The sequence below is a fragment of the Curtobacterium sp. MCLR17_058 genome (assembly GCF_003234705.2).
In the GTDB taxonomy this organism is placed as follows: domain Bacteria; phylum Actinomycetota; class Actinomycetes; order Actinomycetales; family Microbacteriaceae; genus Curtobacterium; species Curtobacterium flaccumfaciens.
In genome coordinates this window covers 3516760-3542367 of record NZ_CP126262.1, presented here as the reverse complement: position 1 = coordinate 3542367, position 25608 = coordinate 3516760, and the positions used below count along the sequence as shown (strand labels likewise).

32 protein-coding genes are annotated in these 25608 nt (G+C 69.1%); 29 read left to right on the top strand and 3 right to left on the bottom strand.

Annotated elements, in window-relative coordinates; translation table 11 throughout:
* Position 1 precedes the first annotated feature (1 nt).
* From rplP to map, 15 genes are all read left to right on the top strand, one after another.
* Positions 2 to 421 (top strand): 50S ribosomal protein L16, encoded by a 420-nt coding sequence (gene rplP / locus DEJ11_RS16780; RefSeq protein WP_017885526.1) that lies wholly within the window; start codon positions 2 to 4, stop codon positions 419 to 421.
* Positions 421 to 741, top strand: a complete 321-nt coding sequence (gene rpmC / locus DEJ11_RS16775) for a 50S ribosomal protein L29 (protein WP_017885525.1) — start codon at positions 421 to 423, stop codon at positions 739 to 741. Before rplP ends, rpmC begins: the two co-directional genes overlap by 1 nt.
* Entirely contained in the window at positions 741 to 1025 is a 285-nt protein-coding gene (gene rpsQ / locus DEJ11_RS16770) for a 30S ribosomal protein S17 (RefSeq protein ID WP_017885524.1), read from the top strand. Before rpmC ends, rpsQ begins: the two co-directional genes overlap by 1 nt.
* A 31-nt stretch (positions 1026 to 1056) precedes the next feature.
* The gene (gene rplN, locus DEJ11_RS16765; protein WP_017885523.1) at positions 1057 to 1425 is read left to right on the top strand and encodes a 50S ribosomal protein L14; all 369 of its coding nucleotides are present in this window, start codon (positions 1057 to 1059) and stop codon (positions 1423 to 1425) included.
* A 3-nt stretch (positions 1426 to 1428) separates the two neighbouring features.
* Complete coding sequence (gene rplX, locus DEJ11_RS16760) at positions 1429 to 1788, top strand: 50S ribosomal protein L24 (protein ID WP_017885522.1); 360 nt, start codon at positions 1429 to 1431, stop codon at positions 1786 to 1788.
* Positions 1788 to 2378 carry a 50S ribosomal protein L5 gene (rplE, locus tag DEJ11_RS16755; RefSeq protein ID WP_042537502.1) on the top strand — a complete coding sequence of 197 codons (591 nt, stop codon included), beginning with the start codon at positions 1788 to 1790 and terminating at the stop codon, positions 2376 to 2378. Before rplX ends, rplE begins: the two co-directional genes overlap by 1 nt.
* A 153-nt stretch (positions 2379 to 2531) precedes the next feature.
* A complete protein-coding gene (gene rpsH / locus DEJ11_RS16750) occupies positions 2532 to 2930 on the top strand; it encodes a 30S ribosomal protein S8 (RefSeq protein ID WP_017885519.1) in 399 nt (132 codons plus the stop codon).
* 6 nt (positions 2931 to 2936) lie between these two features.
* Positions 2937 to 3473: a 50S ribosomal protein L6 gene (rplF, locus tag DEJ11_RS16745; RefSeq protein WP_017885518.1), complete on the top strand. Its 537-nt coding sequence runs from the start codon at positions 2937 to 2939 to the stop codon at positions 3471 to 3473.
* Positions 3474 to 3475: 2 nt separating this feature from the next.
* Complete coding sequence (rplR, locus tag DEJ11_RS16740; protein ID WP_027466725.1) at positions 3476 to 3850, top strand: 50S ribosomal protein L18; 375 nt, start codon at positions 3476 to 3478, stop codon at positions 3848 to 3850.
* Positions 3847 to 4695 (top strand): 30S ribosomal protein S5, encoded by an 849-nt coding sequence (gene rpsE / locus DEJ11_RS16735; RefSeq protein ID WP_111102620.1) that lies wholly within the window; start codon positions 3847 to 3849, stop codon positions 4693 to 4695. The genes rplR and rpsE overlap by 4 nt, the downstream gene beginning before the upstream one ends.
* Entirely contained in the window at positions 4695 to 4880 is a 186-nt protein-coding gene (gene rpmD, locus DEJ11_RS16730; protein ID WP_017885515.1) for a 50S ribosomal protein L30, read from the top strand. Before rpsE ends, rpmD begins: the two co-directional genes overlap by 1 nt.
* A complete protein-coding gene (gene rplO, locus DEJ11_RS16725; RefSeq protein WP_027466723.1) occupies positions 4877 to 5341 on the top strand; it encodes a 50S ribosomal protein L15 in 465 nt (154 codons plus the stop codon). Before rpmD ends, rplO begins: the two co-directional genes overlap by 4 nt.
* A gap of 147 nt (positions 5342 to 5488) precedes the next feature.
* On the top strand, positions 5489 to 6811 hold the full coding sequence (gene secY, locus DEJ11_RS16720) for a preprotein translocase subunit SecY (protein ID WP_027466722.1): 1323 nt from the start codon (positions 5489 to 5491) through the stop codon (positions 6809 to 6811).
* A complete protein-coding gene (locus DEJ11_RS16715) occupies positions 6808 to 7398 on the top strand; it encodes an adenylate kinase (RefSeq protein WP_111102618.1) in 591 nt (196 codons plus the stop codon). The genes secY and DEJ11_RS16715 overlap by 4 nt, the downstream gene beginning before the upstream one ends.
* A 59-nt stretch (positions 7399 to 7457) precedes the next feature.
* On the top strand, positions 7458 to 8237 hold the full coding sequence (gene map / locus DEJ11_RS16710; RefSeq protein ID WP_245164871.1) for a type I methionyl aminopeptidase: 780 nt from the start codon (positions 7458 to 7460) through the stop codon (positions 8235 to 8237).
* A 140-nt stretch (positions 8238 to 8377) separates the two neighbouring features.
* Here the strand turns inward: map and DEJ11_RS16705 are convergent, their stop codons facing one another.
* Positions 8378 to 9670: an LCP family protein gene (locus tag DEJ11_RS16705; protein ID WP_111028974.1), complete on the bottom strand. Its 1293-nt coding sequence runs from the start codon at positions 9668 to 9670 to the stop codon at positions 8378 to 8380.
* Positions 9671 to 9964: 294 nt separating this feature from the next.
* On the opposite strand from DEJ11_RS16705, the gene infA reads away from it, so the two are divergent.
* From infA to glmM, 13 genes are all read left to right on the top strand, one after another.
* Positions 9965 to 10186 carry a translation initiation factor IF-1 gene (gene infA / locus DEJ11_RS16700; RefSeq protein ID WP_017885509.1) on the top strand — a complete coding sequence of 74 codons (222 nt, stop codon included), beginning with the start codon at positions 9965 to 9967 and terminating at the stop codon, positions 10184 to 10186.
* A 70-nt stretch (positions 10187 to 10256) separates the two neighbouring features.
* Positions 10257 to 10373, top strand: a complete 117-nt coding sequence (gene rpmJ, locus DEJ11_RS16695; protein WP_022903266.1) for a 50S ribosomal protein L36 — start codon at positions 10257 to 10259, stop codon at positions 10371 to 10373.
* Positions 10374 to 10559: 186 nt separating this feature from the next.
* A complete protein-coding gene (rpsM, locus tag DEJ11_RS16690) occupies positions 10560 to 10934 on the top strand; it encodes a 30S ribosomal protein S13 (RefSeq protein ID WP_017885508.1) in 375 nt (124 codons plus the stop codon).
* Between the two features lie 9 nt (positions 10935 to 10943).
* Positions 10944 to 11342, top strand: coding sequence for a 30S ribosomal protein S11 (gene rpsK / locus DEJ11_RS16685; protein WP_017885507.1), 399 nt, complete (start codon positions 10944 to 10946; stop codon positions 11340 to 11342).
* A gap of 205 nt (positions 11343 to 11547) precedes the next feature.
* The gene (locus DEJ11_RS16680) at positions 11548 to 12543 is read left to right on the top strand and encodes a DNA-directed RNA polymerase subunit alpha (protein ID WP_017885506.1); all 996 of its coding nucleotides are present in this window, start codon (positions 11548 to 11550) and stop codon (positions 12541 to 12543) included.
* 63 nt (positions 12544 to 12606) lie between these two features.
* Positions 12607 to 13185, top strand: a complete 579-nt coding sequence (gene rplQ, locus DEJ11_RS16675; RefSeq protein ID WP_071245471.1) for a 50S ribosomal protein L17 — start codon at positions 12607 to 12609, stop codon at positions 13183 to 13185.
* Between the two features lie 122 nt (positions 13186 to 13307).
* The gene (locus DEJ11_RS16670; RefSeq protein WP_146244986.1) at positions 13308 to 14444 is read left to right on the top strand and encodes an FUSC family protein; all 1137 of its coding nucleotides are present in this window, start codon (positions 13308 to 13310) and stop codon (positions 14442 to 14444) included.
* Between the two features lie 74 nt (positions 14445 to 14518).
* A complete protein-coding gene (truA, locus tag DEJ11_RS16665; protein ID WP_111102616.1) occupies positions 14519 to 15427 on the top strand; it encodes a tRNA pseudouridine(38-40) synthase TruA in 909 nt (302 codons plus the stop codon).
* The gene (locus DEJ11_RS16660) at positions 15424 to 16167 is read left to right on the top strand and encodes an MBL fold metallo-hydrolase (protein ID WP_111102614.1); all 744 of its coding nucleotides are present in this window, start codon (positions 15424 to 15426) and stop codon (positions 16165 to 16167) included. Before truA ends, DEJ11_RS16660 begins: the two co-directional genes overlap by 4 nt.
* An 85-nt stretch (positions 16168 to 16252) precedes the next feature.
* A complete protein-coding gene (locus DEJ11_RS16655) occupies positions 16253 to 19342 on the top strand; it encodes an ExeM/NucH family extracellular endonuclease (protein ID WP_111102612.1) in 3090 nt (1029 codons plus the stop codon).
* Positions 19343 to 19675: 333 nt separating this feature from the next.
* A complete protein-coding gene (gene rplM, locus DEJ11_RS16650) occupies positions 19676 to 20122 on the top strand; it encodes a 50S ribosomal protein L13 (protein WP_027466717.1) in 447 nt (148 codons plus the stop codon).
* Positions 20123 to 20158: 36 nt separating this feature from the next.
* A complete protein-coding gene (gene rpsI / locus DEJ11_RS16645; RefSeq protein ID WP_027466716.1) occupies positions 20159 to 20644 on the top strand; it encodes a 30S ribosomal protein S9 in 486 nt (161 codons plus the stop codon).
* A gap of 22 nt (positions 20645 to 20666) precedes the next feature.
* Positions 20667 to 22040 carry a phosphoglucosamine mutase gene (gene glmM / locus DEJ11_RS16640; RefSeq protein WP_071406153.1) on the top strand — a complete coding sequence of 458 codons (1374 nt, stop codon included), beginning with the start codon at positions 20667 to 20669 and terminating at the stop codon, positions 22038 to 22040.
* Positions 22041 to 22150: 110 nt separating this feature from the next.
* Here glmM and coaA read toward each other — a convergent pair whose 3' ends face one another.
* Both coaA and DEJ11_RS16630 read right to left on the bottom strand, forming a co-directional pair.
* Positions 22151 to 23095 (bottom strand): type I pantothenate kinase, encoded by a 945-nt coding sequence (gene coaA / locus DEJ11_RS16635; protein WP_027466714.1) that lies wholly within the window; start codon positions 23093 to 23095, stop codon positions 22151 to 22153.
* Positions 23096 to 23200: 105 nt separating this feature from the next.
* Positions 23201 to 23686 carry a glutathione peroxidase gene (locus DEJ11_RS16630; RefSeq protein ID WP_111023295.1) on the bottom strand — a complete coding sequence of 162 codons (486 nt, stop codon included), beginning with the start codon at positions 23684 to 23686 and terminating at the stop codon, positions 23201 to 23203.
* Between the two features lie 70 nt (positions 23687 to 23756).
* On the opposite strand from DEJ11_RS16630, the gene glmS reads away from it, so the two are divergent.
* Positions 23757 to 25604: a glutamine--fructose-6-phosphate transaminase (isomerizing) gene (glmS, locus tag DEJ11_RS16625; protein ID WP_111102610.1), complete on the top strand. Its 1848-nt coding sequence runs from the start codon at positions 23757 to 23759 to the stop codon at positions 25602 to 25604.
* The last annotated feature ends 4 nt before the right edge of the window (positions 25605 to 25608 follow it).

Below are 25608 nucleotides of genomic sequence, written 5' to 3'. Positions count from 1 at the left end.
CATGCTTATTCCCCGTCGAGTCAAGCACCGCAAGCAGCACCACCCGAAGCGTTCGGGTCAGGCCACCGGTGGTACCAAGGTCAGCTTCGGCGACTACGGCATCCAGGCCCTCACCCCGGCGTACGTGACCAACCGTCAGATCGAGTCCGCTCGTATCGCCATGACGCGTCACATCAAGCGTGGTGGCAAGGTCTGGATCAACATCTACCCGGACCGTCCGCTGACCAAGAAGCCCGCCGAGACCCGCATGGGTTCCGGTAAGGGTTCGCCCGAGTGGTGGGTCGCGAACGTGAAGCCGGGCCGGGTGCTCTTCGAGCTCTCCGGCGTCAGCGAGGAGATCGCCCGTGAGGCGTTGACTCGTGCAATCCACAAGCTGCCCCTCAAGGCACGCATCATCAAGCGCGAGGAGGGCGACGCATAATGGCGATCGGTTCCAAGGAGCTCCGTCCGACGGAGCTCGACACGTTCGAGAACGAGCGTCTCGCTGACGAGCTGAAGAAGGCCAAGGAGGAACTCTTCAACCTCCGCTTCCAGTCGGCCACCGGCCAGCTGGAGAGCCACGGTCGTCTCCGTGCCGTCAAGCGCGACATCGCCCGCATCTACACCGTCCTCCGCGAGCGCGAGCTCGGCATCCGTGCCACTCCCGCGCCCGTCGAGACCGCCCCCAAGGCCAAGAAGACGACGAAGAAGGCTGACAAGCCGGCCGAGTCGACCGAGGCCGAGACCGCCGAGGAGAAGTAATGGCGAACGAAGAGAAGAACTCCGCCGCCCTCACTCGCGGCTACCGCAAGACGCGTCGCGGCTACGTGACGAGCGACAAGATGGACAAGACCATCGTGGTCGAGGTCGAGGACCGCGTGAAGCACGCGCTCTACGGCAAGATCATCCGTCGTACGTCCAAGGTGAAGGCCCACGACGAGCTCGGCACCGCTGGTGTCGGCGACCTCGTCGTGATCAGCGAGACCCGTCCCCTCAGCGCGTCCAAGCGCTGGCGCCTGGTCGAGATCCTCGAGAAGGCCAAGTAGGCCTCGGCCTGCTTCGGAATAGGAGACAGCAGTGATTCAGCAGGAATCCCGCCTGAAGGTCGCCGACAACACGGGTGCCAAGGAGATCTTGACCATCCGCGTGCTCGGTGGCTCGGGTCGTCGCTACGCCGGCCTCGGTGACGTCATCGTCGCCACGGTGAAGGACGCCATCCCCGGCGGCAACGTGAAGAAGGGTGACGTCGTCAAGGCGGTCATCGTTCGCACCAAGAAGGAGACCCGTCGTCAGGACGGCTCCTACATCAAGTTCGACGAGAACGCGGCAGTGATCCTCAAGGCCGACGGCGACCCGCGCGGTACGCGCATCTTCGGTCCGGTCGGTCGCGAGCTCCGTGACAAGAAGTTCATGAAGATCATCTCGCTCGCGCCGGAGGTGCTGTAAGCCATGGCGAACATCAAGAAGGGTGACCTCGTCCAGGTCATCACGGGCGCGACGCAGGAGCGTGGCGGCGACCGTGGCAAGCAGGGCAAGGTCATCGAGGTCCTCAAGGACAAGAACCGCGTCGTCGTCGAGGGCGTGAACTTCGTCACGAAGCACGTCCGCGTCGGTCAGACGCAGCGTGGTTCGAAGACCGGTGGCATCGAGCAGCACGAAGCCTCGATCCACGTCTCGAACGTCGCACTTGTCGACCCGAAGACGAAGAAGCCGACGCGTGTCGGCTTCCGCACCGAAGAGGTGGAGAAGGACGGCGTCAAGAAGACCGTCCGTGTCCGCTACGCGAAGAAGTCTGGTGAGAAGCTCTGATGACTGACACGACTGCTGCGCCCGCTGGCAAGATCCAGCCGCGCCTCAAGCAGAAGTACCTGGCCGAGATCAAGACGGCCCTCACCGAGCAGTTCGGTTACGCGAACGTCAACCAGGTCCCCGGCCTGGTCAAGGTCGTCGTGAACACCGGTGTCGGCGAGGCCGCTCGTGACTCCAAGATCATCGAGGGGGCCATCAAGGACCTCACGGCGATCACGGGTCAGAAGCCCCAGGTCAACATCGCCCGCAAGTCCATCGCACAGTTCAAGCTGCGCGAGGGTCAGGCCATCGGCGCGCACGTCACCCTCCGTGGTGACCGCGCGTGGGAGTTCCTGGACCGCCTGGTGACGCTCGCACTGCCCCGCATCCGCGACTTCCGCGGTCTCAGCGACAAGCAGTTCGACGGCAACGGCAACTACACGTTCGGTCTCACGGAGCAGTCCGTGTTCCACGAGATCGACCAGGACCGCATCGACCGTGTCCGCGGCTTCGACATCACTGTCGTGACCACCGCGAAGACGGACGACGAGGGACGCGCGCTGCTCCGCCAGCTCGGCTTCCCGTTCCGCTCCAACGAGCAGACGGTCTAAACTACTTCGGGCGGTGCGGGCCGGAGGATTCACGTCCTCCGGCCCGCACGCACGAACACACCGATCTCGGGGAACCGCCCCGGGATCACTCGATCGCTCAGGTCGGCATTCGTGGAACGGGTGTCGAAACCAGGCGAGAAATGGACGAACATCATGACGATGACCGATCCGGTCGCAGACATGCTGACCAGATTGCGGAACGCGAACTCCGCGCACCACGACGCAGTCGCGCTCCCGAGCTCCAAGCTCAAGAAGAACATCGCCGACATCCTCAAGCGTGAGGGCTACATCAGCGAGTGGAAGGTGGAGGACGCCCGAGTCGGGCAGACCCTCACCATCGACCTGAAGTACGGCCCCGAGCGCGAGCGTTCGATCGCCGGCATCAAGCGCGTCTCGAAGCCGGGCCTCCGGGTCTACGCGAAGTCGACGGAGATCCCCCAGGTCCTCGGTGGCCTCGGCGTGGCGATCCTCTCGACCTCCTCCGGCCTCCTGACCGACCGCGAAGCCGAGCAGAAGGGCGTGGGTGGGGAAGTCCTCGCCTACGTGTGGTGATCGACAATGTCACGAATCGGACGTCTCCCCATCGACATCCCCGCCGGCGTCACCGTCTCCGTTGACGGTCAGAACGTGGCGGTCAAGGGCCCGAAGGGCGAGCTCGCGCTCGTCATCGCGGAGCCCATCCAGGCCAAGGTCGAGGAGAACCAGGTCCTCGTCACCCGTCCGGACGACGAGCGCGAGTCGCGTTCGCTCCACGGACTGACCCGGACCCTCATCGCCAACAACATCATCGGCGTGACCCAGGGCTACACCAAGGGTCTCGAGGTCGTCGGTACGGGTTACCGTGTCGCGGCCAAGGGCTCGAACCTCGAGTTCGCCCTCGGGTACTCCCACTCGATCACGGTCGAGCCGCCGGCGGGCATCAGCTTCGCGGTGGAGGGCAACAACAAGGTCACCGTCGCCGGTATCGACAAGCAGGCTGTCGGCGAGGTCGCCGCGAACATCCGGAAGCTCCGGAAGCCCGAGCCCTACAAGGGCAAGGGTGTCCGTTACGCCGGCGAGAACGTGCGCCGCAAGGCCGGAAAGTCAGGTAAGTGATCATGGGACTCCTCAAGACACGAGGCAAGAGCAAGGCGGCCGCCAAGGCGCGTCGTCACAACCGTCTCCGCAAGAAGATCACCGGCACCGAGGCTCGTCCCCGTCTCGCCGTCACCCGCTCGTCGCGTCACGTGTTCGTGCAGGTCATCGACGACTCGAAGGGTCACACCCTCGCAAGCGCCTCGACGATGGAGGCAGACCTCCGCTCGTTCGACGGCGACAAGACCGCCAAGGCCCGTCGCGTCGGTGAGCTCCTCGCCGAGCGCGCGAAGTCGGCTGGCGTCGAGGCCGTGGTCTTCGACCGCGGTGGCAGCAAGTACGCCGGTCGCGTCGCCGCGATCGCCGATGGTGCCCGTGAAGGAGGGCTGAACCTGTGAGCGACAACGCGAACACCAACGAAGACGCCAAGACCGAGGCCGTCGAGGCCACGGAGACCGAGGCTGTCGAGACCACGGAGACCACCGAGGCGAGCACGGGGGCCACGGCCACCGACGCAACCGCCGAGGCGACCACCGAGGGCGCCAAGACCGGCAAGGAGGCGGAGGCACCTGCCGTCGCCGAGCGTCCGGTCGAGACCGCCGCGGGCTCCGCGTCGAACAACCGCGACTCCGCTGACAACCGTGGCCGTCGTGGTGGCGGTCGTGACCGTCAGCAGGGCCGCGACCGCAACAACCGCGGTGGCGACAGCCAGTTCCTCGAGCGCGTGGTGACCATCAACCGCGTCTCGAAGGTCGTCAAGGGTGGTCGTCGCTTCAGCTTCACGGCGCTCGTCGTCGTCGGTGACGGCAACGGCCTCGTGGGCGTCGGCTACGGCAAGGCCAAGGAGGTCCCCACGGCGATCTCCAAGGGTGTCGAAGAGGCGAAGAAGAACTTCTTCCGCGTCCCCCGCGTCGGCAACACGATCCCGCACCCGGTGCAGGGTGAAGCCGCCGCTGGCGTCGTCCTCCTGCGTCCGGCCGGCCCCGGTACCGGTGTCATCGCCGGTGGTCCGGTCCGCGCCGTGCTCGAGTGCGCCGGCATCCACGACGTCCTGAGCAAGTCGCTCGGCTCGTCGAACACCATCAACATCGTGCACGCGACCGTCGAGGCCCTGAAGCAGCTCGAGGAGCCCCGCGCCGTCGCGAGCCGTCGTGGCCTCGACGTCGAGCGGGTCGTCCCGGCCCGTCTGCTCCAGGCCGAGGCCGCAGCCCTGCGTGCCGCGACCGAGAAGGCAGGTGCGTGATGGCGATGCTGAAGATCACGCAGATCAAGTCCGTTATCAGCGAGAAGCAGTACCAGCGCGACACCCTGCGCAGCCTGGGCCTCAAGCGCATCGGCCGTTCGGTCGAGCGTGAGGACAACTCCCAGAACCGCGGGTACATCGCGACGGTGGCGCACCTCGTGAAGGTCGAGGAGGTCGACGCATGAGCGACGAGAAGAACGAGCGCGTGCAGGTGCTGAAGCTGCACCACCTCCGTCCTGCGGAGGGCGCCAAGAAGGACCGCACCCGTGTTGGTCGCGGTGAGGGCTCGAAGGGCAAGACCGCTGGGCGTGGTACCAAGGGCACGAAGGCCCGTTACCAGGTCCGGGTCGGCTTCGAGGGTGGGCAGATGCCGCTGCACATGCGCACCCCGAAGCTCCGCGGGTTCAAGAACCCGTTCCGGGTCGAGTACCAGGTCGTGAACCTGGACAAGATCTCGGAGCTCTACCCCGATGGTGGCGACGTCACCGTTGCGGGCCTGGTCGCCAAGGGCGCCGTCCGCAAGAACGAGAAGGTCAAGGTTCTCGGTCAGGGTGACATCACCGTGAAGATCACGGTCACGGTCGACAAGGTCTCGGCGTCCGCCGCCGAGAAGATCGTGGCTGCTGGCGGCACCGTCTCCCAGTAACCCCCGTCGGCGGCCCGTGCGTTTGCGCACGGGCCGCCGTTACGGTTTCCTTGACAGTGGCCGGCATCCGCCAGCCGGGTCGGCCCTGCCGACCGAAACCGGTCCGGCCGCGATCGACGGCCCCGGTCCCACAAGTTCGGAGTCATCGTGTTCAGAGCGGTCGCGCGCATCATGCGCACCCCTGATCTTCGCAAGAAGATCGGCTTCACCCTCGCGATCATCGCGCTGTTCCGTCTCGGGTCGTACATCCCGGCACCGTTCGTCGACTACGCCGCCGTGCAGAGCTGTCTCGCCAGCGCGTCGTCCTCCGGCGGTCTCTACGACCTCATCAACCTCTTCTCCGGCGGCGCGCTGCTGAAGCTCTCGGTCTTCGCGCTCGGCATCATGCCGTACATCACGTCGTCGATCATCGTGCAGCTCCTGCGTGTGGTCATCCCGCACTTCGACACCCTCTACAAGGAGGGCCAGTCGGGCCAGGCGAAGCTGACGCAGTACACGCGCTACCTCACGATCGCGCTCGGTGTCCTGCAGTCCACGACCCTGATCACGGTCGCCCGCTCCGGCGCCCTGTTCGGCACCAACGCCTCCGCGTCCTGCACGTCGATCATCTCGAACGACAGCTGGTACGCCATCATGCTGATGGTCGTCACGCTGACCGCCGGTACCGGCCTCATCATGTGGATGGGCGAGCTCGTCACCGAGCGCGGCATCGGCAACGGCATGTCGCTCCTGATCTTCACGTCGATCGCGGCGCAGTTCCCGTCGGCGCTCTGGGCGATCGAGCAGTCGCAGTCGTTCGAGCTCTTCCTGTTCGTGATCCTGGTCGGACTCGTGATCATGATGGCCGTCGTGTTCGTCGAGCAGTCACAGCGGCGGATCCCCGTGCAGTACGCCAAGCGCATGGTCGGGCGGCGGACGTACGGCGGCAACAACACCTACATCCCGATCAAGGTGAACATGGCCGGCGTCGTGCCCGTCATCTTCGCCTCGTCGCTGCTGTACCTGCCGGCCCTGATCGCGCAGTTCAACCAGCCCTCGGACGGCTCCGAGCCGGCCGCGTGGGTGACCTGGATCCAGAACAACCTGACCTCGGGTGACAACTGGTTCTACATGGTCCTGTACTTCCTGCTCATCGTCGGGTTCACGTACTTCTACGTGGCGATCACCTTCAACCCCGAAGAGGTCGCCGACAACATGAAGAAGTACGGCGGGTTCATCCCCGGCATCCGTGCCGGTCGTCCGACCGCCGAGTACCTCGACTACGTCCTCACCCGGGTGACGCTGCCCGGCTCGCTCTACCTCGGTCTCATCGCGCTCATCCCGCTGGCAGCACTGGCGCTGTTCGGTGCGAACCAGAACTTCCCGTTCGGTGGCGCGAGCATCCTCATCATCGTGGGTGTCGGTCTCGAGACCGTGAAGCAGATCGACTCGCAGCTGCAGCAGCGTCACTACGAAGGGCTTCTCCGTTGAGCGCACGTCTCATCATCGTCGGACCTCCCGGAGCCGGGAAGGGCACCCAGGCCGGCCGCATCGCCGACTCCTTCGGGATCCCCGCGATCTCGACCGGGGACATCTTCCGCAAGAACGTGGCAGAGGGCACGCCCCTCGGTGTGCAGGCGAAGGCGATCATGGACGCCGGCGACTACGTGCCGGACTCCCTGACGAACGAGCTCGTGAAGTCCCGCCTGCAGGAGCCCGATGCCGAGCACGGCTTCCTGCTGGACGGCTACCCGCGCACGGTCGGTCAGGTCGAGTACCTCGACGCACTGCTCGCTGAGCAGGGCACCGGGATCGACGCCGTCGTGCAGCTCGTCGCCGACCAGGACGAGCTCGTCGGTCGCCTGCTCAAGCGCGCCGAGGACCAGGGCCGCAGCGACGACAACGAGGAGACGATCCGTCGTCGCCAGCAGGTCTACTCCGAGCAGACGGCGCCCATCGTGGCGGCGTACGGCGAGCGTGGCCTCGTCGTCGACGTCGACGGCCTCGGCGCCATCGACGAGGTCGGCGACCGCATCCAGACGGCACTGGCGGGCCGCGGGCTCTCCGCGACCGTCTGACCAGCGTGGTGCGGTTCAAGAAGCCCTCGATCTACAAGACCCCGGACGAGCTCCGGGCGATGGTCCGGCCGGGCCTGCTGACCGCCGAGGCGCTCGACGCAGTCCGTGCAGCGATCCGTCCGGGGATCACCACCGGTGAACTCGATGCGATCGCCGAGCGCACCATCCGTGACGGCGGGGGAGTCCCGAACTTCCAGCTCGTGCCCGGCTACCGCCACACGCTGTGCGTGTCGGTGAACGACGAGATCGTGCACGGGATCCCCGGTGAGCGCGTGCTCGCGCCCGGCGACATCGTGTCGGTGGACGCCGGTGCCGAGGTCGACGGCTGGAACGGCGACAGCGCGTTCACGACCGTCGTGCCCGGCGGCGACGCTGCGGTCACCGCAGCCCGTCAGACGCTCTGCGACACGACCGAGCGGTCGCTCTGGCACGGCATCGCCGCGCTCGCCCACGCGAAGAACCTGCACGAGGTCGGCTCCGCCGTGGAGGACGCGATCGACGAGACCGGCGCGTGGGGCATCGTCGAGGACTACACCGGCCACGGCATCGGCCGGTCGATGCACGAGGAACCGCCGGTCTTCAACTACCGCGTCCGTGGTGCCGGACCTGCCGTCAAGCCGGGGCTGGTGGTCGCCATCGAGCCGATGGTCACGGCCGGCGCCATCGACAGCTCGACGGACGACGACGAGTGGACGGTCCGGACACTCGACGGCTCCGACGCCGCGCACTGGGAGCACAGCGTCGCGGTGCACGCGGCCGGCATCTGGGTGCTCACGGCCGCCGACGGCGGCGCTCGGGGCCTGGCCCCGCTGGGTGTGACGCCCGTCCCGATCCCGTAGGACGGGCCTCCAGTCCGCACGCGGTGCCCACGCTGGGTGTCTCCGCACGATGCGACGGCCAGGAGGCCCGGCTGGCGTCCGCCGCCTCGACGACGTCGCGTGGACCCACCCGACCACCGCCGGGCGCACGCGCCGTGGCGTCAGTTGCCGACGGAGCAGGTCTCCTCGGAGGCGCTCTGCCCGGTGATCGACGAGGGCAGCGGCGTCGCCGACGCGGTCGGTGTCCGCGTTGCGGTCGCGCTCGGCGTCGCCGACGGTGTGCCGGCGGACGAGGTCCCGGACGAACCCGAGGTGCCGGACGACCCCGAGGAGCCGGACGACCCGGTGCTGCTCGACGTCCCGCCGCTCGACGGCGACTCCTCGGAGGCGCGACCGGTGCTCGAGTCGCTCAGCGACGACCGGACGTCGTTCTGCAGCGCCACGTTCAGGGTGTGGGCCGTCTCCTGGTCGACGATCACGCGGGCGTTGTCGGCGGGGTCGTCGGCCACCGGGTACTGCACGAAGAGCATGTTGGCCGTGCTCATCCCGCGCAGGGCCGCCGCGAGCTTGACGAGGGTGCCGGTCTGGGCCAGGCCGTCGGACAGCGTCATGTTGGACAGGGCCGCGCCGGCCAGCTTGTAGAGCGTGATCGGGTTCGAGAGCGTGCCGTCCGAGGTGACCTTGCGGAGGAGCGCCGACAGGAACACCTGCTGCGAGCTGATGCGGGCGAGGTCGCTGCCGTCGCCGACCCCGTGGCGGGTGCGCAGGAAGGCCAGGGCGTCCGAACCCTCGAGGGAGTGCGAGCCCGTCGTGAGGTGCAGGCCGGTGAACGTGTCGTCGATCGGCTCGGCGACGCAGACGTCCACGCCGCCGAGGGCGTTCGACATCTCGATCACGCCGTCGAAGGTGATGAGCCCGGCGTAGGGGATGCTCAGGCCGGTCAGGTTCTCGACCGTGTCCACGACGCAGGAGACACCGCCGTTGCCGAGCGCGGTGTTGAACATCGCCGAGGTGGACGCCGGGTAGGTCGTGCCGGTCGCGGGGTTCGTGCAGGCCGGGATGGGGACCATCAGGTCACGGGGGAAGCTGACCGCGGTGAGCTGCTGGTGGTCCGCCGAGATGTGGATGAGCATCGTGACGTCGTTGCGGGCGCCCTCGACGTCCTCGTCGGAGTCGAACTGGCCGACCCGGGTGTCGCTCCCGATGAGCAGGATGTTCGCTCCGCCCTTGATCGCCGAGATGTCGGCGGTCTTCGCGGTGCTCTGGTCGTCGGTGCTCAGCGCGACGGTCTGCGGCGCGGTGGCGAGCTGTGCCCCGGCGATCGCGGCGACGCTCGTGCCGCTGACGAGCAGGACGGCGACGGCGGACGCGACGACGGTGACGAGCGTGCCCCAACCCCGGCGACGGGCCTGCTTGCCGTGGCTGGCGAAGGGGCGTCGGGTGGCGTCGGGCACGTGTTCTCCGTTCGGTGGTCCGGCGCGATCTGCTGGTGCGACGGACGTGGCTGCGGAGCAAAACTACGGTTCGCGCGCATGTGTGCGCCCGGAGCGCGCCGTCAAACCACTGTGCAACGCTCAGGCACGGCCCCGGAAGCCCCAGACGTGGGGTGTTCCGCGTCCCCACTTGGCAATTGCGGGTTTACCACATAAGATCGATCTTTGGTGTGTCATGCCCTCTCGGGTGTGGCGACCGACCCGCAGACCGGTTCGGGGATCACACCTGTTCCACAACCAAGCGACAGTGAGGCTATGGCCAAGAAAGACGGCGTCATCGAGATCGAAGGCTCGGTGCTCGAAGCTCTGCCCAACGCGATGTTCCGCGTTGAGCTGACGAACGGACACAAGGTCCTCGCGCACATCTCCGGGAAGATGCGCCAGCACTACATCCGCATCCTCCCCGAGGACCGCGTGATCGTGGAGCTGAGCCCGTACGACCTGACCCGCGGCCGGATCGTCTACCGCTACAAGTGATCCGCGAGCTGGAAAGGAACGGCACGGCAATCCTGCCGAGCACGAAGCCAGCGAGCACGAGGAAAGAACCATGAAGGTCAACCCCAGCGTCAAGCCCATCTGCGAACACTGCCGTGTGATTCGCCGCAAGGGCCGCGTCATGGTGATCTGCAAGAGCAACCCGCGTCACAAGCAGCGCCAGGGCTAGTCCCGGGCGCGTGACCGGCGCCGACGGTGTCCATCGGACACCAGGCTGCTCGAGCACGACCCACAACTGAAGATCGACAACGCAGTACCAGAACCCGGTCGCACGACGACCGGGGGACACCTCGGGGCGGAGGCCCGAGCACCGGTACTGCGCCACACCTCCATCGACAACAGGAGCAGCCATCACATGGCACGTCTAGCAGGCGTCGACATCCCGCGCGAGAAGCGCGTGGAGATCGCACTCACGTACATCTACGGCGTCGGCCGTACCCGCGCCGTCCAGGCACTGACGGAGACCGGTATCTCCGGTGACATCCGCGTCAAGGACCTGACCGACGACCAGCTCGTCGCCCTCCGTGACTTCATCGAGGGCAACTTCAAGGTCGAGGGTGACCTCCGCCGTGAGGTCGCCGCCGACATCCGCCGCAAGGTCGAGATCGGCAGCTACGAGGGTCTTCGCCACCGTCGTGGTCTCCCGGTGCGCGGTCAGCGCACCAAGACCAACGCTCGTACCCGCAAGGGACCGAAGCGCACCGTGGCAGGCAAGAAGAAGGCTCGATAGGAGACCCCGATGGCTACCCCCAAGACTGCCGCGCGCAAGCCGCGCCGCAAGGAGAAGAAGAACGTCGCTGTGGGCCAGGCTCACATCAAGAGCACGTTCAACAACACGATCGTCAGCATCACCGACCCGTCGGGTGCCGTCCTCAGCTGGGCGTCCTCGGGTGCCGTGGGCTTCAAGGGTTCGCGCAAGTCGACGCCGTTCGCGGCGCAGCTCGCTGCCGAGTCCGCTGCGCGTCAGGCGCAGGAGCACGGCGTCAAGAAGGTCGACGTCTTCGTGAAGGGCCCGGGTTCGGGTCGCGAGACCGCGATCCGCTCCCTCCAGGCCGCTGGCCTCGAGGTCGGCTCGATCAACGACGTCACGCCGCAGGCGCACAACGGGTGCCGCCCGCCCAAGCGCCGTCGCGTCTGACGCGAGGAGCAACCGGCCGCGCCCTGCTCGTCCCCTGACCGGATCCGTTCCGGCGAGGGCGGGCAGGGCCCGCGGCCATTCCTGGTCGTTCGATCGCGCACGTGTGTGCGCGTGATCACAACTCAACAGACCCGTCGGGGCCCATGCGGCCCCGTCGTACCGCCAAGTGTCATATAGCGGACACTTCGCCGAAAGGAATCCCACAGTGCTCATTGCACAGCGCCCCACCCTGACCGAGGAGCCGATCTCCGAGCACCGCTCGCGCTTCGTCATCGAGCCGCTCGAGCCGGGCTTCGGTTACACCCTCGGCAACTCGCTGCGCCGCACGCTCCTCTCCTCGATCCCCGGCGCGGCTGTCACCAGCATCCGCATCGACGGCGTCCTCCACGAGTTCAGCACCGTTCCCGGTGTCAAGGAAGACGTCACCGAGATCATCCTCAACATCAAGAGCCTGGTCGTCTCCAGCGAGCACGACGAGCCCATCACGGCGTACCTGCGCAAGCAGGGTGCCGGTCAGGTCACCGCGGCGGACATCTCCGCTCCGGCCGGCGTCGAGATCCACAACCCGGAACTCGTCATCGCGACCCTGAACGACACCGCGCGCTTCGAGCTCGAGCTCACGATCGAGCGTGGCCGTGGCTACGTCTCGGCGACGCAGAACCGTTCCGAGTTCAGCGAAGCCGGTCAGATCCCGATCGACTCGATCTACTCGCCCGTCCTGAAGGTCACCTACCGCGTCGAGGCGACGCGTGCCGGTGAGCGCACGGACTTCGACCGCCTGGTCGTCGACGTCGAAGCGAAGCCGGCCATCACGCCGCGCGACGCCATCGCGTCGGCTGGTCGCACGCTGGTCGAGCTGTTCGGGCTCGCTCGCGAGCTCAACACGGCGGCCGAGGGCATCGAGATCGGCCCCGCGCCGGTCGACGCCGTGCTCTCGAACGAACTGCAGACCCCGATCGAGGACCTCGACCTGTCGGTCCGCAGCTACAACTGCCTGAAGCGGGAGGGCATCAACACGGTGTCCGAGCTCGTCGCCCTGTCGGAGACGCAGCTCATGAACATCCGCAACTTCGGTCAGAAGTCGGTGGACGAGGTCAAGGACAAGCTCACCGAGCTCGGCCTGTCCCTCAAGGACACCGTCCCCGGATTCGACGGCGCCCACTTCTACAGCGGGTACGACGAGGACGAGTCCAACAACTGACCTCGCGCTCACGCGCAAGCGCGCTGACACCGCGCGCACCACTTTCACCACTGGAGAACTGACATGCCGAAGCCCACCAAGGGCCCCCGCCTCGGTGGCGGTCCCGCCCACGAGCGCCTGCTCCTGAGCAACCTCGCCAACGCCCTCTTCACGCACGGTCGCATCACGACCACCGAGACGAAGGCCAAGCGCCTCCGTCCGGTCGCCGAGCGTCTCATCACGTTCGCGAAGCGCGGCGACCTGCACGCGCGTCGTCGTGTGATCAGCATCCTGCGCGACAAGTCCGTCGTGCACACGCTGTTCACCGAGATCGCTCCCCAGGTCGAGGACCGCCAGGGCGGTTACACCCGCATCACGAAGCTCGGCTTCCGCAAGGGCGACAACGCCCCGCTGGCGTCGATCGAGCTCGTCCTCGAGCCCGTCTCGAGCACGCCCGCTCCGGTCAAGCGCAACTCGGCTCCGGCCGCTGCTGCCGCCCCGGTCGACGAGCCCGCCGCCGACGAGACCACCGAGGAGGCCCCGGTCGAAGAGACCGAGACCACCGAGGAGTCCGCCCCGGTCGAGACCGAGTCCGAGACCGAGGCTGCTGCCGAGGTCGAGGCCGACGCCGCCGAGAAGTCGGACGACGCCGACACCAAGTAGTCCGGTGCCCTCCGGGGCGCTGCACCACCACGAGGAAGCCCCCGCGACCCAGGTCGCGGGGGCTTCCTCGCGTCCGAGGCTGGTCGTGCACACCGACTGCTCGGCGTACCGTCACGGGCCGGGTGCGACGGAAGGAAGTCATGGCGTTCCAGCACGTTGCGGGTCTGGGGACCCGGGTCTGGCGGTGGAGCCGGACCTCGGGCACACAGCCGCGCCTGCTGCACGCCGGCAAGGCCGCCGCCGCCGCGGTGATCGCCTGGTTCGTGGCGCGGCACATCCCGGGCGTCGCGGCCGAGTACCCGTACTACGCGCCACTCGGCGCCGTCGTCGCGATGCAGACGACGGTGTTCGCGGGCATCCGGAGCGGTGTGCAGACCCTGGTCGGGATCGCCCTCGGCATCCTCATCGCCGCGTTCACGATGTGGGTCGGCGATCCCGGCTTCCTCGCGATCGCGCTCGCGGTCGGCGTCGGGGTGCTGGTCGGCGGGTTCCGCGTGCTGGGCGAGGGCAGCTCGTGGGTGTCCACCGCGGCGCTCTTCGTCCTGCTCGTCGGCGGCGCCAACGCCGAGGGGTACTCGCTCGGGTACCTCGTGCAGATGGCCGTGGGCGTCGTGATCGGGCTGCTGGTCAACTTCCTGGTGTTCCCGCCGCTGCACTTCTGGGACGCCGAACACCGCATCGACGCGGTGAACGGCGTGCTGGCGGACCACCTCGACGGGCTGGCAGCCGTGCTCGAGGAGGGCAAGCGCGACGAGAAGGCGTGGGACCACCAGCAGGACCGCCTGGACCGTGCGATCGCGGACGTCCGGTCACGGGTGGCGATCGCGCACGAGAGCCGTCGACTCAACCCCCGTGGTGCACTGCGCGGGTCGCGAGCGCGGCTCCAGAAGGACGGCGGACGCTTCCGCGCACTGGAGCGGGTCGCCTGGTACACGACCGACCTCACCGAGCTCGTGGCACGCTCCGGCCCGGTGTCCGAGGGCGTCGGGCGTCCGGACCCGGCGTTCGCCACCCCGATCGCCGAGGCACTGCGGAAGATCGCCAGCACGATCCGCGGCGACTCCCCGGAGGACCAGGCCGAAGAGGCCATCGCACGACTCGAGAGCGCGCTCGACGCCTCGCGCGAGAACCCCTCGCACGTCGCGGTCACCTCGGCCGCGCTCGTCGCCCTGCGCGGGATCGTCGAGTCCGAGCGACGCGCCACCGACGACCTCGACACCCGGACCGGTCCGTCGGCGTTCGGCCGTCCGCGCGGCTGAGCGGGCGAGCGGCCGCCGTCCGGCAGGCGAATCGCGGGCCGGGAGGCACGGATCACCCCCGCTACGGTGGTCACGTGGACGAGACGGTCGGCTTCCAGGACCCCGACGGCACGGGCGACGTGCGGCTGCGGCTGGACATCGCCTACGACGGGGCGGCGTTCTCCGGGTGGGCCCGGCAGCCCGGGCTCCGGACCGTCCAGGGCGCCCTCGAGGCCGCACTCGCCACCGTGTTCACCCGCTGGGGCGAACCGCCGTTGCTCACCGTCGCCGGACGCACCGACGCCGGGGTGCACGCCACCGGGCAGGTCGCGCACCTGGACCTGTCTGCAGAACAGTGGGCAGCGCTCACCGCCAAGCGCGGGACGGGCCGGTCACCGCTCGACGGGCTGCTCAAGCGGGTCAACGGCATCGCGGCACCCGAGGGGGACGTCGTCGTCACCGGTGCCTCGGTGGCACCCGACGGGTTCGACGCCCGGTTCTCCCCGCTCTGGCGCCGGTACGAGTACCGGATCGCGGACGCCGACGCCCCCCGCGATCCACGTCGGCGCGGGTACACGGTCTGGCACGCGGCGAGGCTCGACCCGGCAGCGATGGAGCGCGGTGCGCTGACGCTGCTCGGGCTGCACGACTTCGCGACGTTCTGCAAGCCGCGCGAGGGGGCGACGACCATCCGGACGTTGCAGCAGTTCCGCTGGGACCGCGAGCCGGACGGCGTGCTGGTGGCGCGCCTCCAGGCCGACGCCTTCTGCCACTCGATGGTGCGGGCCATGGTCGGCGCGACCATCGCCGTCGGCGAGGGCCGCTTCGGCCCGGACCGCCTCGAGGAACTGCGCGTCGCCGAGGAGCGCACGAGCGCCTTCAAGACGGCGCCGGCGAAGGGACTGACGCTGACCGAGGTGGGCTACCCGGCAGACGCGGAGCTCGCGGAGCGGGCGGTGCAGACCCGGGCCCGACGGTCGGCGGACGGTACCGTCGAGGGATGAGCTCGCGCGAACCCCGTTCCGTCGTGTCCGTCGCCCCCGGAGTCGTCTTCGTCGAGGGCCCCGTGTCCAACTGGGTGGTGCTGGCGGAGGAGGACGGCGTCGCGCTGATCGACGCCGGCTACCCGGCCGACACCGACCTCGTGCTCGACACCGTGCGCGCCGCCGGACACGACCCCGCTGACCTGCGTCGCGTCTACGTCACGCACGGACACGTCGACCACGTCGGCGGCATCCCCGGGATCCTCGAGCGCCACCCCGGCGTCGAGGTGCTCGCCCACGCCGACGAGCTCGCCAACGTGCGCGGACCGGAACGGCAGCAGGTCACCCCGGCGGAGATCGGCGGCCGGCTCGCCAGCCCGCGCGTGCTCGCCTGGCTGGCACGGGCGATCCGATCCGACGCCCTGCGACCGACGACGGTGCCGTCCGCTCGCGCGTTCACCGGTGCGGACTTCGCGGGTCGGGCGATCGCACCGTTCCCGGCCGTCGGCCACACCGACGGCTCGACCGCGTACCTGCTGCCCGCGGCGGACGCGATCGTCACGGGCGACGCGGTCGTCAGTCGGCACGACACCCAGCCGGGGTCGTGGGCCCCGCGGCCGCGGATGATCACACCCTTCTTCACCGCCGACCAGGACCGCGCGCTCGAGTCGGCACGGGCGCTGCCGTTCCCGGCGCTCGTGCTGCCGGGACACGGACCGGCCGTCCGACGCGTGGGCGGGACCTGGCTACCGATCGGCTGATGCCGCGCGATCGGCTGATGTTGCCGAACGCAATCATTTACCTCGACGCAACCTGAACGACCCCGCAGGTCGGTAGCGTGCGGGCATGGCCAACACCCTCGGGCGCACTCTGCTGTGCGCCACGGCGGCCGCGACGCTCCTCGCGGCTCCACTCGTCACCGTCACCGCAGCGACCGCGAACCCCGAGGGGACCGACCTCGTCATCGAGGAGGCCTACCTGAAGGCGGGGAGCAAGGGCGCGTTCTACAACGAGAAGTTCGTCGAGATCGGCAACCCGACCGACGCCGCCGTGTCGCTCGACGGGTGGTCGCTCCAGTACCGCTCCGCAACGGGCACCGGCACGTTCTCGGCCAGTGCACTCCAGGGCACCGTGCCGGCGAAGGGCACCTTCCTGGTGTCGATGGCGGGCAACGGCGGGGCCACCCCGGCCGGCGAGGACCTGCCCGCCGCCGACGACACCGCGACGCTCAACCCCTCGGGCACCACGGGCACGCTCGTGCTGTCCGACACCACCGCACCCCTGGCGCTCGCCGCCGGACCCGTCACCACCGGCACTGACGGCGTGGTCGACCTGCTCGGCTACGGCGCCTCGAACACGTTCGAGTCGGCCGTGCGCACCGTGACCGGGGACAACTCCGTCCCGAACGGTCTGGTCCGTCAGGGCACCACGGACACCGACGTCAACGGTGCGGACTTCTCCGTGACGACGACGCTCACCCCGCGGAACGCCGCGGGCGAGACGACGGCACCGACCGAGCCCACGGACCCGACCGACCCGGGTGACGGCGGGACCCCCTCGCCCGGCACCCCCGCCGAGACGGTGACCATCGCCCAGCTGCAGGGCACCACGGACACCTCGCCGTACGCCGGTAAGAACGTCACGACCGACGGCGTCGTCACCGCGGTCTACAGCACCGGCGGCTTCAACGGCTACACGATCCAGACCCCCGGCACCGGCGGTGCGATCGACCTCGGCGCCCACACCGCGTCCGACGCGGTGTTCGTCTTCTCGTCCGCCACCGCCGGCCTGGTGCACGAGGGCGACCACGTGCGGGTCACCGGTGCCGTGTCCGAGTACTTCGGCCTGACCGAGCTCACGGTGTCCGGGGCCTCGTCGCTGCAGCAGCTGGACGACACCGTCGCGGCACCACAGCCCGCAGCGGTCGCGTTCCCGTCGTCCGACGCCCAGCGCGAGTCGCTCGAGAGCATGCTCGTCGCTCCCCAGGGCGCGTACACCGTCGCCGACAACTACACGACGAACCAGTACGGCGAGGTCGTGCTCGCCAGCGGCACGAAGCGCCTGGTCCAGCCGACGGAGGTCGGCCGACCGGGCAGCGCCGAGGCGAAGGCCGTCGAGGCCGACAACGCCGCGCGCAAGGTCACGCTCGACGACGGTGCGAGCACCAACTTCCTGACCGAGGCGAACCAGGGCATCCCGGTGTCGTGGCTCACCCAGGGCCCGGTCACCGTCGGGGCCGCCGCCACCTTCACCGAACCGGTCGTCCTCGACTACCGCAACAACGGGTGGAAGTTCCAGCCGACCGCGCCGATCACGGGTGCGACCCCGGCCGCCGACCTGCCGGCGTCGTTCTCGAAGGTGCGCCAGCCGGCGCCGCAGGACGTCGGTGGCGACCTGAAGCTCGCCGGCTTCAACGTGCTCAACTACTTCCCGACCACGGGCGACGAGCTCACCGGCTGCAAGTACTACACGGACCGTGCCGGTGACCCCGTCACGGTGAACTCGGGCTGCGACGCCCGCGGTGCCGCCGAGCAGGAGGACTTCCTGCGCCAGCAGGTCAAGATCGTGAAGGCCATCAACGGCCTGGACGCCGACGTCGTCTCGCTCGAGGAGATCGAGAACTCCGTCCGCTTCGGTCAGGACCGTGACGCCGCCGTGGCCACCCTGGTCGACGCGCTCAACGCCGCCACCGGCCAGGACACCTGGGCCTACGCGAAGTCCCCGGCCGTCGTGCCCGCGAGCGAGGACGTCATCCGCCTCGCCCTCATCTACAAGAAGGACCGCGTCGAGCCCGTCGGCGAGTCGACGATCCTGCTCGACGACGCGTTCACGAACGCCCGCCAGCCCGTCGCGGACGCGTTCCGCCCGGTCGGCGGCACCGCGGACGACGACTTCCTGGTGATCGCGAACCACTTCAAGTCCAAGGGCTCCGGCACCGGCGAGAACGCCGACCAGGGCGACGGGCAGGGGGCCTCGAACGCCGACCGCGTCGAGCAGGCGAAGGCCCTCGTGACCTTCTCCACCGACATGCAGGAGCAGTACGGCACCGACAAGGTGTTCATGCTCGGCGACTTCAACGCCTACAGCAAGGAGGACCCGGTGGTGGTCCTCGACGAGGCCGGCTACACCGACCTCGGCCCGGCGCTCGACAGCACCGAGTACTCGTACGTGTTCTCCGGCCTGAGCGGCTCGCTCGACCACGTGTTCGCGTCGAAGGCCGCGCTCGAGACGGTCACGGGCGTGGACATCTGGAACATCAACTCGGTCGAGTCGGTGGGCCTGGAGTACAGCCGTTACAACTACAACGCGACGAACCTGTACACCGACGACGTGCACCGGGCGAGCGACCACGACCCGATCCTGGTCGGGTTCGACCTGGACACCGCGGACACCGACCCGGGCACGGACCCGACTCCGGTGCCGACCCCAACCCCGACCCCGGTGCCGAACCCGACGCCGACGCCGACCCCGACGCCGGTGCCGCCGGTCGACGGGATCACCCCGCCGGTTGCTCCGGTGGCGCCGTCGGAGTCGTTGTTGACGGAGGGGAACCGTGGTGGTGTGTCGGCTCCGGCGACCGCTCGTGCGGGGGAGACGATCACGGTGACGGTTGGCTCAGCTTCGGCCGGAGCCACGGTGAACGTGTGGCTGTTCTCGGAGCCGACGCTGATCGGGACGGCTGTGGTCGCTGCTGACGGGACGGTGCGGGTGACGATCCCGGCGGACACGGTGGCTGGTGCGCATCGTCTGGCGGTGACCGCTGCTGACGGGAGCTTGATCGGGTGGACCCCGATCACGATCACCGTGGATGGGCAGCTCGCGTTCACGGGTGCTTCCGGGCTCGGTGCCGGTGCGCTGCTGGCGTTCCTGCTGCTCGCGGCGGGTGCGGGCGTGCTGATCGTGCGTCGCCGCAGGACCGCGGCCGCCGCGGAGTAGCCCCCACGCCCCACGTCGGGGCGATGAGTGTGCAGAAGACGTCGGGTTCGCGGTGCGGACCCGACGTCTTCTGCTCACCCATGCGCGGTGGGCGCGATCGCGCGACGGACGGGAGGCGCGGGGCGGGGCCGCCACGCGCCTCCAGGCCGGCAGTCGGCCGCGTTTGACCGACGTACCCCGCGTCGGCTAGGCTCTCACCTTGGTCTGTGCGCCCCGCGCGCGGACAGTCAGATGAGCCCTCCAACCGAGGTGTTCCCCGTGCTTCTGCCCGTGGAACTCCCGACCGGAGTGGGATTCACGGACTCCTCACCTCGACACGAAAGCAGCACTCCTGTGACTCGCACGTTCTCACCGAAGCCGGCAGACGTCCAGCACGACTGGATCGTCATCGACGCCACCGACGTCGTCCTCGGCCGTCTCGCCACCCACGCCGCGGCGCTCCTGCGCGGCAAGCACAAGGCCACCTTCGCCCAGCACATGGACATGGGTGACTTCGTCATCATCGTGAACGCCGACAAGGTCGCCCTGACCGGTTCGAAGCTCGCGAAGAAGGTCTACTACCGTCACTCGGGTTACCCGGGCGGCCTGACGGCGACCTCCTACCCGGAGATGCTCGAGAAGCACCCCACCCGCGCCGTCGAGAAGGCGATCCGCGGCATGCTGCCGAAGAACACCCTCGGCCGCGAGCAGCTCAAGAAGCTGAAGGTCTACGCCGGCGCGGAGCACCCGCACGCCGCGCAGCAGCCCAAGCCGTACATCTTCGACCAGGTCGCACAGTAGTTCCGGCCACGACGACTTCAAGGACACAGAAAACTCATGGCTCAGATCGCTGATTCCCTCGACCAGACCCCGGAGAGCTTCACCACGGAGAGCGCACCCGCCGCTGCCGAGGCCGCTCCCCGTCAGATCCTCAACGTCTCCGGCGGTGCCGTCGGGCGCCGCAAGGAGGCCATCGCGCGCGTCCGGCTCGTCCCGGGCTCCGGCACGTTCGTCGTGAACGGCCGCACGCTCGAGGACTACTTCCCGAACAAGCTGCACCAGCAGCTCATCAACGACCCCTTCAAGGTGCTCGAGCTCCTCGGCTCGTACGACGTCGTCGCCCGCATCACCGGTGGCGGCCCCTCGGGTCAGGCCGGCGCGCTCCGCCTCGCCATCGCCCGCACCCTGAACGAGATCGACCGCGAGAACAACCGCGCGACCCTCAAGAAGGCCGGCTTCCTCACCCGTGACGCCCGCGTCATCGAGCGCAAGAAGGCCGGTCTCAAGAAGGCCCGCAAGGCTTCGCAGTTCTCGAAGCGCTAGTCGTCACCGGCTGAAGATCGCAATGCCGCGTCTGTTCGGTACCGACGGGGTTCGTGGTCTCGCCAACGGCGAGCTGACGGCCGCGCTCGCACTGGGTCTTGCCCAGGCGAGCGCGGCCGTCCTCACACACGGACACCATGCCGACGCCCGCCGGGCGTCGGGCCGACCGCGCCCGCGCGCGGTCCTCGCGCGTGACCCGCGCGTCTCCGGCGAGTTCCTCGGTGCCGCCGTCGCGGCCGGGCTCGCCTCGGCCGGCGTCGACGTGCTCGACGCCGGGGTCATCCCCACCCCCGCCGCGGCGTTCCTCGTCGCGGACATCGACGCCGACTTCGGCGTGATGATCTCCGCATCGCACAACCCCGCTCCCGACAACGGGATCAAGTTCTTCGCCACGGGTGGCCGCAAGCTGCCGGACGAGGTCGAGGACCGCATCGAAGCGGCCATGCACGACCACTCCGCACCCACCCCCACCGGCATCGACGTCGGGCGCATCTCGCGGTTCGCCGACGCCGAGGACCGCTACGTGGTGCACCTGCTCGGCACGCTGCCGCACCGGCTCGACGGCATCCACGTCGTGCTCGACTGCGCGAACGGTGCCGCCGCCGGCGTCTCGCCCGAGGTCTTCGTCAACGCGGGTGCCCGCGTGACGCTCATCGGTGCCGACCCCGACGGCTGGAACATCAACGACGGCGTCGGTTCGACCCACATCGACAACCTCGCCCGCGCGGTGCTCGAGCACGGTGCCGACGTCGGCATCGCGCACGACGGGGACGCGGACCGCTGCCTGGCGGTCGACGCCGCGGGCAACGCGATCGACGGTGACCAGATCATGGCGATCCTCGCGCTGTCCCTGCAGGAGCGCGGACGACTGAAGGACGACACCCTCGTCGCGACGGTCATGTCGAACCTCGGGCTGAAGCGCGCCATGGCCGACGCGGGCATCACCGTGATCGAGGCCGGCGTGGGCGACCGCTACGTGCTCGAGAAGATGACCGAGGGCGACTACTCCATCGGTGGCGAGCAGTCCGGCCACATCATCTTCAACGAGTTCGCCACCACGGGTGACGGCATCCTGACCGGGCTGCACCTGGTCGCCGAGATGGCGCGCACGGGCAAGACCTTGCAGGAGCTCGCCTCGTGCATGACGGTGTTCCCGCAGGTGCTGCTCAACGTCCGGGGCGTCGATCGTCACGGGCTCGCCGACCAGGGCGTGCAGGACGCCATCGCCGCCGCCAGTGAGGCGCTCGGGGACAGCGGTCGTGTGCTGCTCCGTCCGTCGGGCACCGAGCCGGTCGTTCGCGTCATGGTCGAGGCCGCTTCGCAGGACGATGCCCAGCGCATCGCCGAGGAGCTCGCCGCCGTCGTGCAGGACCGCCTGGCGCTCGACGCCGCGTAGGGTCCCCTCCGCAAGACACCGGTGTTCGCCGGTTGAACACGCGCAGAACGCGGTTCAGCTCGCGAACACCGGTGTTTTGCGCTGCCCTGCTGGCTGCGCTGCCCCCCAGCTCAGATCTTGCGGAGCAGGACCGAGTTCACCTTGTGGTTCGCGCCCTTCTTCAGCACCAGCGTGGCGCGGGAGCGCGTGGGCAGCACGTTCTCGATCAGGTTCGGCTCGTTGATCGCCCGCCAGACCTCGGTCGCCGTGCGGACCGCGTCCTCACGCGAGAGCGAGGCGAACCGGTGGAAGAACGAGTCGGGGCTCGAGAACGCCTCTTCCTGCAGGGCGAGGAACCGGTCGACGTACCAGGACTCGATGTCCTTCGTCTTCGCGTCCACGTAGATCGTGAAGTCGAACAGGTCGGACAGCGCGAGCCGCCCGTGCACCGGCGGTGCCAGCACGTTGAGGCCCTCGACGATGAGCACGTCGGGCTGCCGGACGACGATCTCGGCATCGGGCACGATGTCGTAGACCAGGTGCGAGTAGTACGGCGCGCGGACCTCGGTCGCCCCGCTCTTCACCTGGCTCACGAAGCGCAGCAGGGAGCGGCGGTCGTACGACTCCGGGAAGCCCTTGCGGTCCATGATCCCGCGGCGCTCGAGCTCGGCGTTCGGGTACAGGAAGCCGTCGGTCGTCACGAGCTCGACCCGAGGGGTGTCCGGCCAGCGCTTCGTCAGCTCGCGCAGCAGACGGGCGACGGTGGACTTGCCGACCGCGACGGAGCCCGCGACGCCGATGACGAACGGCGTGCGTCCGGCGCGCTCCCCGAGGAACCGGCTCGTCTCGGCGTGCAGGTTCCGCGCGCCGGCGGCGTAGAGCGTGAGCAGGCGGGACAGGGGCAGGTAGACCTCCTGCACCTCCTGCATGTCCAACCGGTCGCCGAGACCGCGCAGCTGCACGATCTCGGTCTCGGTGAGCGACAGGTGCTCCTTCGGGGCGAGCTGGGACCACTCGTCACGCGGGATCTCCACGAACGGGGTCGGGTGCGCGACGGCGGTCTCCGAGAACGGCATGGGATCGAGCGTACAGACGGGAGGCCCGGGGCACGTGAGCCGGTCGGCTCACGTGCCCCGGGCCTCCCGTCCAGTGCTCGGTGCGCGTCCGCAGGACACGACGCGTCAGGCGGGCAGGGCCGCCTCGATGGCGGCGACGACCTCGGGGGCGTCCGGCTTCGTGGTGGGGCGGAAGCGCGTGACGGAGCCGTCGGGGGCGACGAGGAACTTCTCGAAGTTCCAGGCGACCCGGCCGGCCTTGCCGTCGGCGTCCGGGGTCTCCTTGAGGGCCTGGTAGAGCGGGTGGGCGCTCTTGCCGTTGACCTTGACCTTCTCGGACATCGGGAACGTGACACCCCACGTGGTGGAGCAGTACTCGTCGATCGCCTCGGACGAGCCGAGCTCCTGCAGGAACTGGTTGCTCGGGAAGCCCAGCACCGTGAACCCTCGGGGGCCGTACTGCTTCTGCAGGGCCTCGAGCTGCTCGTACTGCGGGGCGAGGCCGCACCGGGAGGCGACGTTCACGACCAGTACGGCCTTGTCGGCGTAGGCGCCGAACGTGGTGTCCTCGCCGTGCAGCGTGGTGATGGCGATGTCGTCGAAGCGTCCCATGGCCGAAACGTTATCCCCACCCCCGGGACTTCGCAGGGTGGGCGTCCAGGCAGACCGTAGGATCGGTTCCATGTGTGGAATCGTCGGCTACGTCGGCAGCAACAGCAGCCAGGACGTCCTCCTCGGTGGCCTCCGTCGCCTCGAGTACCGCGGCTACGACTCGGCGGGCATCGCCGTCGTCGACCCAGCCGGAGACCTCGTGTCGGCCAAGAAGGCCGGCAAGCTCCAGGCCCTGGTCGACGAGCTCGAGTCGTCGCCGATCCCGGACGGCACGACGGGCATCGGGCACACCCGCTGGGCGACCCACGGTGGCCCGACCGACGGCAACGCCCACCCGCACCTGGCCGACGGCGACAAGCTCGCCCTCATCCACAACGGCATCATCGAGAACTTCTCCGAGCTCCGCGCCGAACTGCAGGCCGAGGGCATCGAGTTCCGCAGCGAGACCGACTCCGAGGTCGCCGCGCACCTGGTCGGACGGGCCTTCCGCGAGACCGGTGACCTGACCGCCGCCATGCAGCAGGCCGTGCAGCGGCTCGAAGGGGCCTTCACGCTCCTCGTCGTGCACGCCGACCAGCCCGGCGTCGTCGTCGGTGCCCGTCGCAACTCGCCCCTGGTGGTCGGGCTCGGCGACGGTGAGAACTTCATGGGCTCGGACGTCGCCGCCTTCGTCGCCCACACGCAGCGCGCGCTGTCGATCGGGCAGGACGAGATCGCCACGATCCGCCCCGACGGCGTGGACGTCATCCACTTCGACGGCACTCCGGCCACGCCGAGCGAGTTCGAGGTCAACTGGGACGCCTCCGCCGCCGACAAGGGTGGCTGGAGCTCGTTCATGGCGAAGGAGATCAGCGAGGAGCCCGAGGCCGTCGCGAAGACGATCCTCGGTCGCGTCCACGACGGCGCCGTCACGCTGACCGACCTCGACCCGATCGCCGAGCGCCTGGCGACCGTCGACCGCGTCATCGTGATCGCCTGCGGCACCGCCGCCTACGCCGGCATCCTCGGCAAGTACGCCATCGAGCAGTGGGCCCGCATCCCGGTCGAGGTCGAGCTCGCGCACGAGTTCCGCTACCGCGACCCGGTGCTGAACGAGCGCACCCTGGTCGTCTCGATCAGCCAGTCCGGCGAGACCATGGACACGCTCATGGCCGTCAAGTACGCCCGCGAGCAGGGCGCGCAGGTCCTGTCGATCTGCAACACCCAGGGCGCCACGATCCCGCGTGAGTCCGACGCCGTGATCTACACGCACGCCGGGCCCGAGGTCGCCGTCGCGTCGACCAAGGCCTTCATCGCCCAGGGCGTCGCGCTCTACCTGCTCGGGCTGCACCTGGCGACGCTGCGCGGCACGCTCACCGCCGAGCAGATCGCCGAGCAGGTCGCCGAGCTCGAGGGGCTCGCGCCGAAGCTGCAGCAGACCATCGAGGACGCCGCCGGCATCAAGGACCTGGCCCGTTGGATGGCGGACACCCGGAGCGTGCTGTTCCTCGGCCGCCACGTCGGCTACCCGATCGCACTCGAGGGCGCCCTCAAGCTCAAGGAGCTCGCGTACATCCACGCCGAGGGCTTCGCGGCCGGTGAGCTCAAGCACGGCCCGATCGCCCTGATCGAGCCGGGCCAGATCGTCTTCGTCATCGTGCCCTCGCCGCGCGACCCCCGATCGCTGCACCCGAAGGTCGTCTCGAACATCCAGGAGATCCGCGCCCGCGGTGCCCGGGTGATCGCGATCGCCGAAGAGGGCGACGCAGCGGTGCTGCCGTTCGCTGACGAGGTCCTGCGGATCCCGCTGGCGACCCCGCTGTTCGAGCCGCTGCTCGCCGTGGCACCGCTGCACATGTTCGGCATGGAGCTCGCCGCGGCCAAGGGCCTCGACGTCGACCAGCCACGCAACCTCGCGAAGTCGGTCACCGTCGAGTAGTCGC

Excerpts from the sequence above, each read along its gene's own strand:
- rplP (WP_017885526.1), top strand. The coding sequence starts at position 2 with ATGCTTATTCCCCGTCGAGTCAAGCACCGCAAGCAGCACCACCCGAAG.
- rpmC (WP_017885525.1), top strand. The coding sequence starts at position 421 with ATGGCGATCGGTTCCAAGGAGCTCCGTCCGACGGAGCTCGACACGTTC.
- rpsQ (WP_017885524.1), top strand. The coding sequence starts at position 741 with ATGGCGAACGAAGAGAAGAACTCCGCCGCCCTCACTCGCGGCTACCGC.
- rplX (WP_017885522.1), top strand. The coding sequence starts at position 1,429 with ATGGCGAACATCAAGAAGGGTGACCTCGTCCAGGTCATCACGGGCGCG.
- rplE (WP_042537502.1), top strand. The coding sequence starts at position 1,788 with ATGACTGACACGACTGCTGCGCCCGCTGGCAAGATCCAGCCGCGCCTC.
- rpsH (WP_017885519.1), top strand. The coding sequence starts at position 2,532 with ATGACGATGACCGATCCGGTCGCAGACATGCTGACCAGATTGCGGAAC.
- rplF (WP_017885518.1), top strand. The coding sequence starts at position 2,937 with ATGTCACGAATCGGACGTCTCCCCATCGACATCCCCGCCGGCGTCACC.
- rplR (WP_027466725.1), top strand. The coding sequence starts at position 3,476 with ATGGGACTCCTCAAGACACGAGGCAAGAGCAAGGCGGCCGCCAAGGCG.
- rpmD (WP_017885515.1), top strand. The coding sequence starts at position 4,695 with ATGGCGATGCTGAAGATCACGCAGATCAAGTCCGTTATCAGCGAGAAG.
- rplO (WP_027466723.1), top strand. The coding sequence starts at position 4,877 with ATGAGCGACGAGAAGAACGAGCGCGTGCAGGTGCTGAAGCTGCACCAC.
- map (WP_245164871.1), top strand. The coding sequence starts at position 7,458 with ATGGTCCGGCCGGGCCTGCTGACCGCCGAGGCGCTCGACGCAGTCCGT.
- infA (WP_017885509.1), top strand. The coding sequence starts at position 9,965 with ATGGCCAAGAAAGACGGCGTCATCGAGATCGAAGGCTCGGTGCTCGAA.
- rpmJ (WP_022903266.1), top strand. The coding sequence starts at position 10,257 with ATGAAGGTCAACCCCAGCGTCAAGCCCATCTGCGAACACTGCCGTGTG.
- rpsM (WP_017885508.1), top strand. The coding sequence starts at position 10,560 with ATGGCACGTCTAGCAGGCGTCGACATCCCGCGCGAGAAGCGCGTGGAG.
- rpsK (WP_017885507.1), top strand. The coding sequence starts at position 10,944 with ATGGCTACCCCCAAGACTGCCGCGCGCAAGCCGCGCCGCAAGGAGAAG.
- rplQ (WP_071245471.1), top strand. The coding sequence starts at position 12,607 with ATGCCGAAGCCCACCAAGGGCCCCCGCCTCGGTGGCGGTCCCGCCCAC.
- DEJ11_RS16660 (WP_111102614.1), top strand. The coding sequence starts at position 15,424 with ATGAGCTCGCGCGAACCCCGTTCCGTCGTGTCCGTCGCCCCCGGAGTC.
- DEJ11_RS16655 (WP_111102612.1), top strand. The coding sequence starts at position 16,253 with ATGGCCAACACCCTCGGGCGCACTCTGCTGTGCGCCACGGCGGCCGCG.
- rpsI (WP_027466716.1), top strand. The coding sequence starts at position 20,159 with ATGGCTCAGATCGCTGATTCCCTCGACCAGACCCCGGAGAGCTTCACC.
- glmM (WP_071406153.1), top strand. The coding sequence starts at position 20,667 with ATGCCGCGTCTGTTCGGTACCGACGGGGTTCGTGGTCTCGCCAACGGC.
- coaA (WP_027466714.1), bottom strand. The coding sequence starts at position 23,095 with ATGCCGTTCTCGGAGACCGCCGTCGCGCACCCGACCCCGTTCGTGGAG.
- DEJ11_RS16630 (WP_111023295.1), bottom strand. The coding sequence starts at position 23,686 with ATGGGACGCTTCGACGACATCGCCATCACCACGCTGCACGGCGAGGAC.
- glmS (WP_111102610.1), top strand. The coding sequence starts at position 23,757 with ATGTGTGGAATCGTCGGCTACGTCGGCAGCAACAGCAGCCAGGACGTC.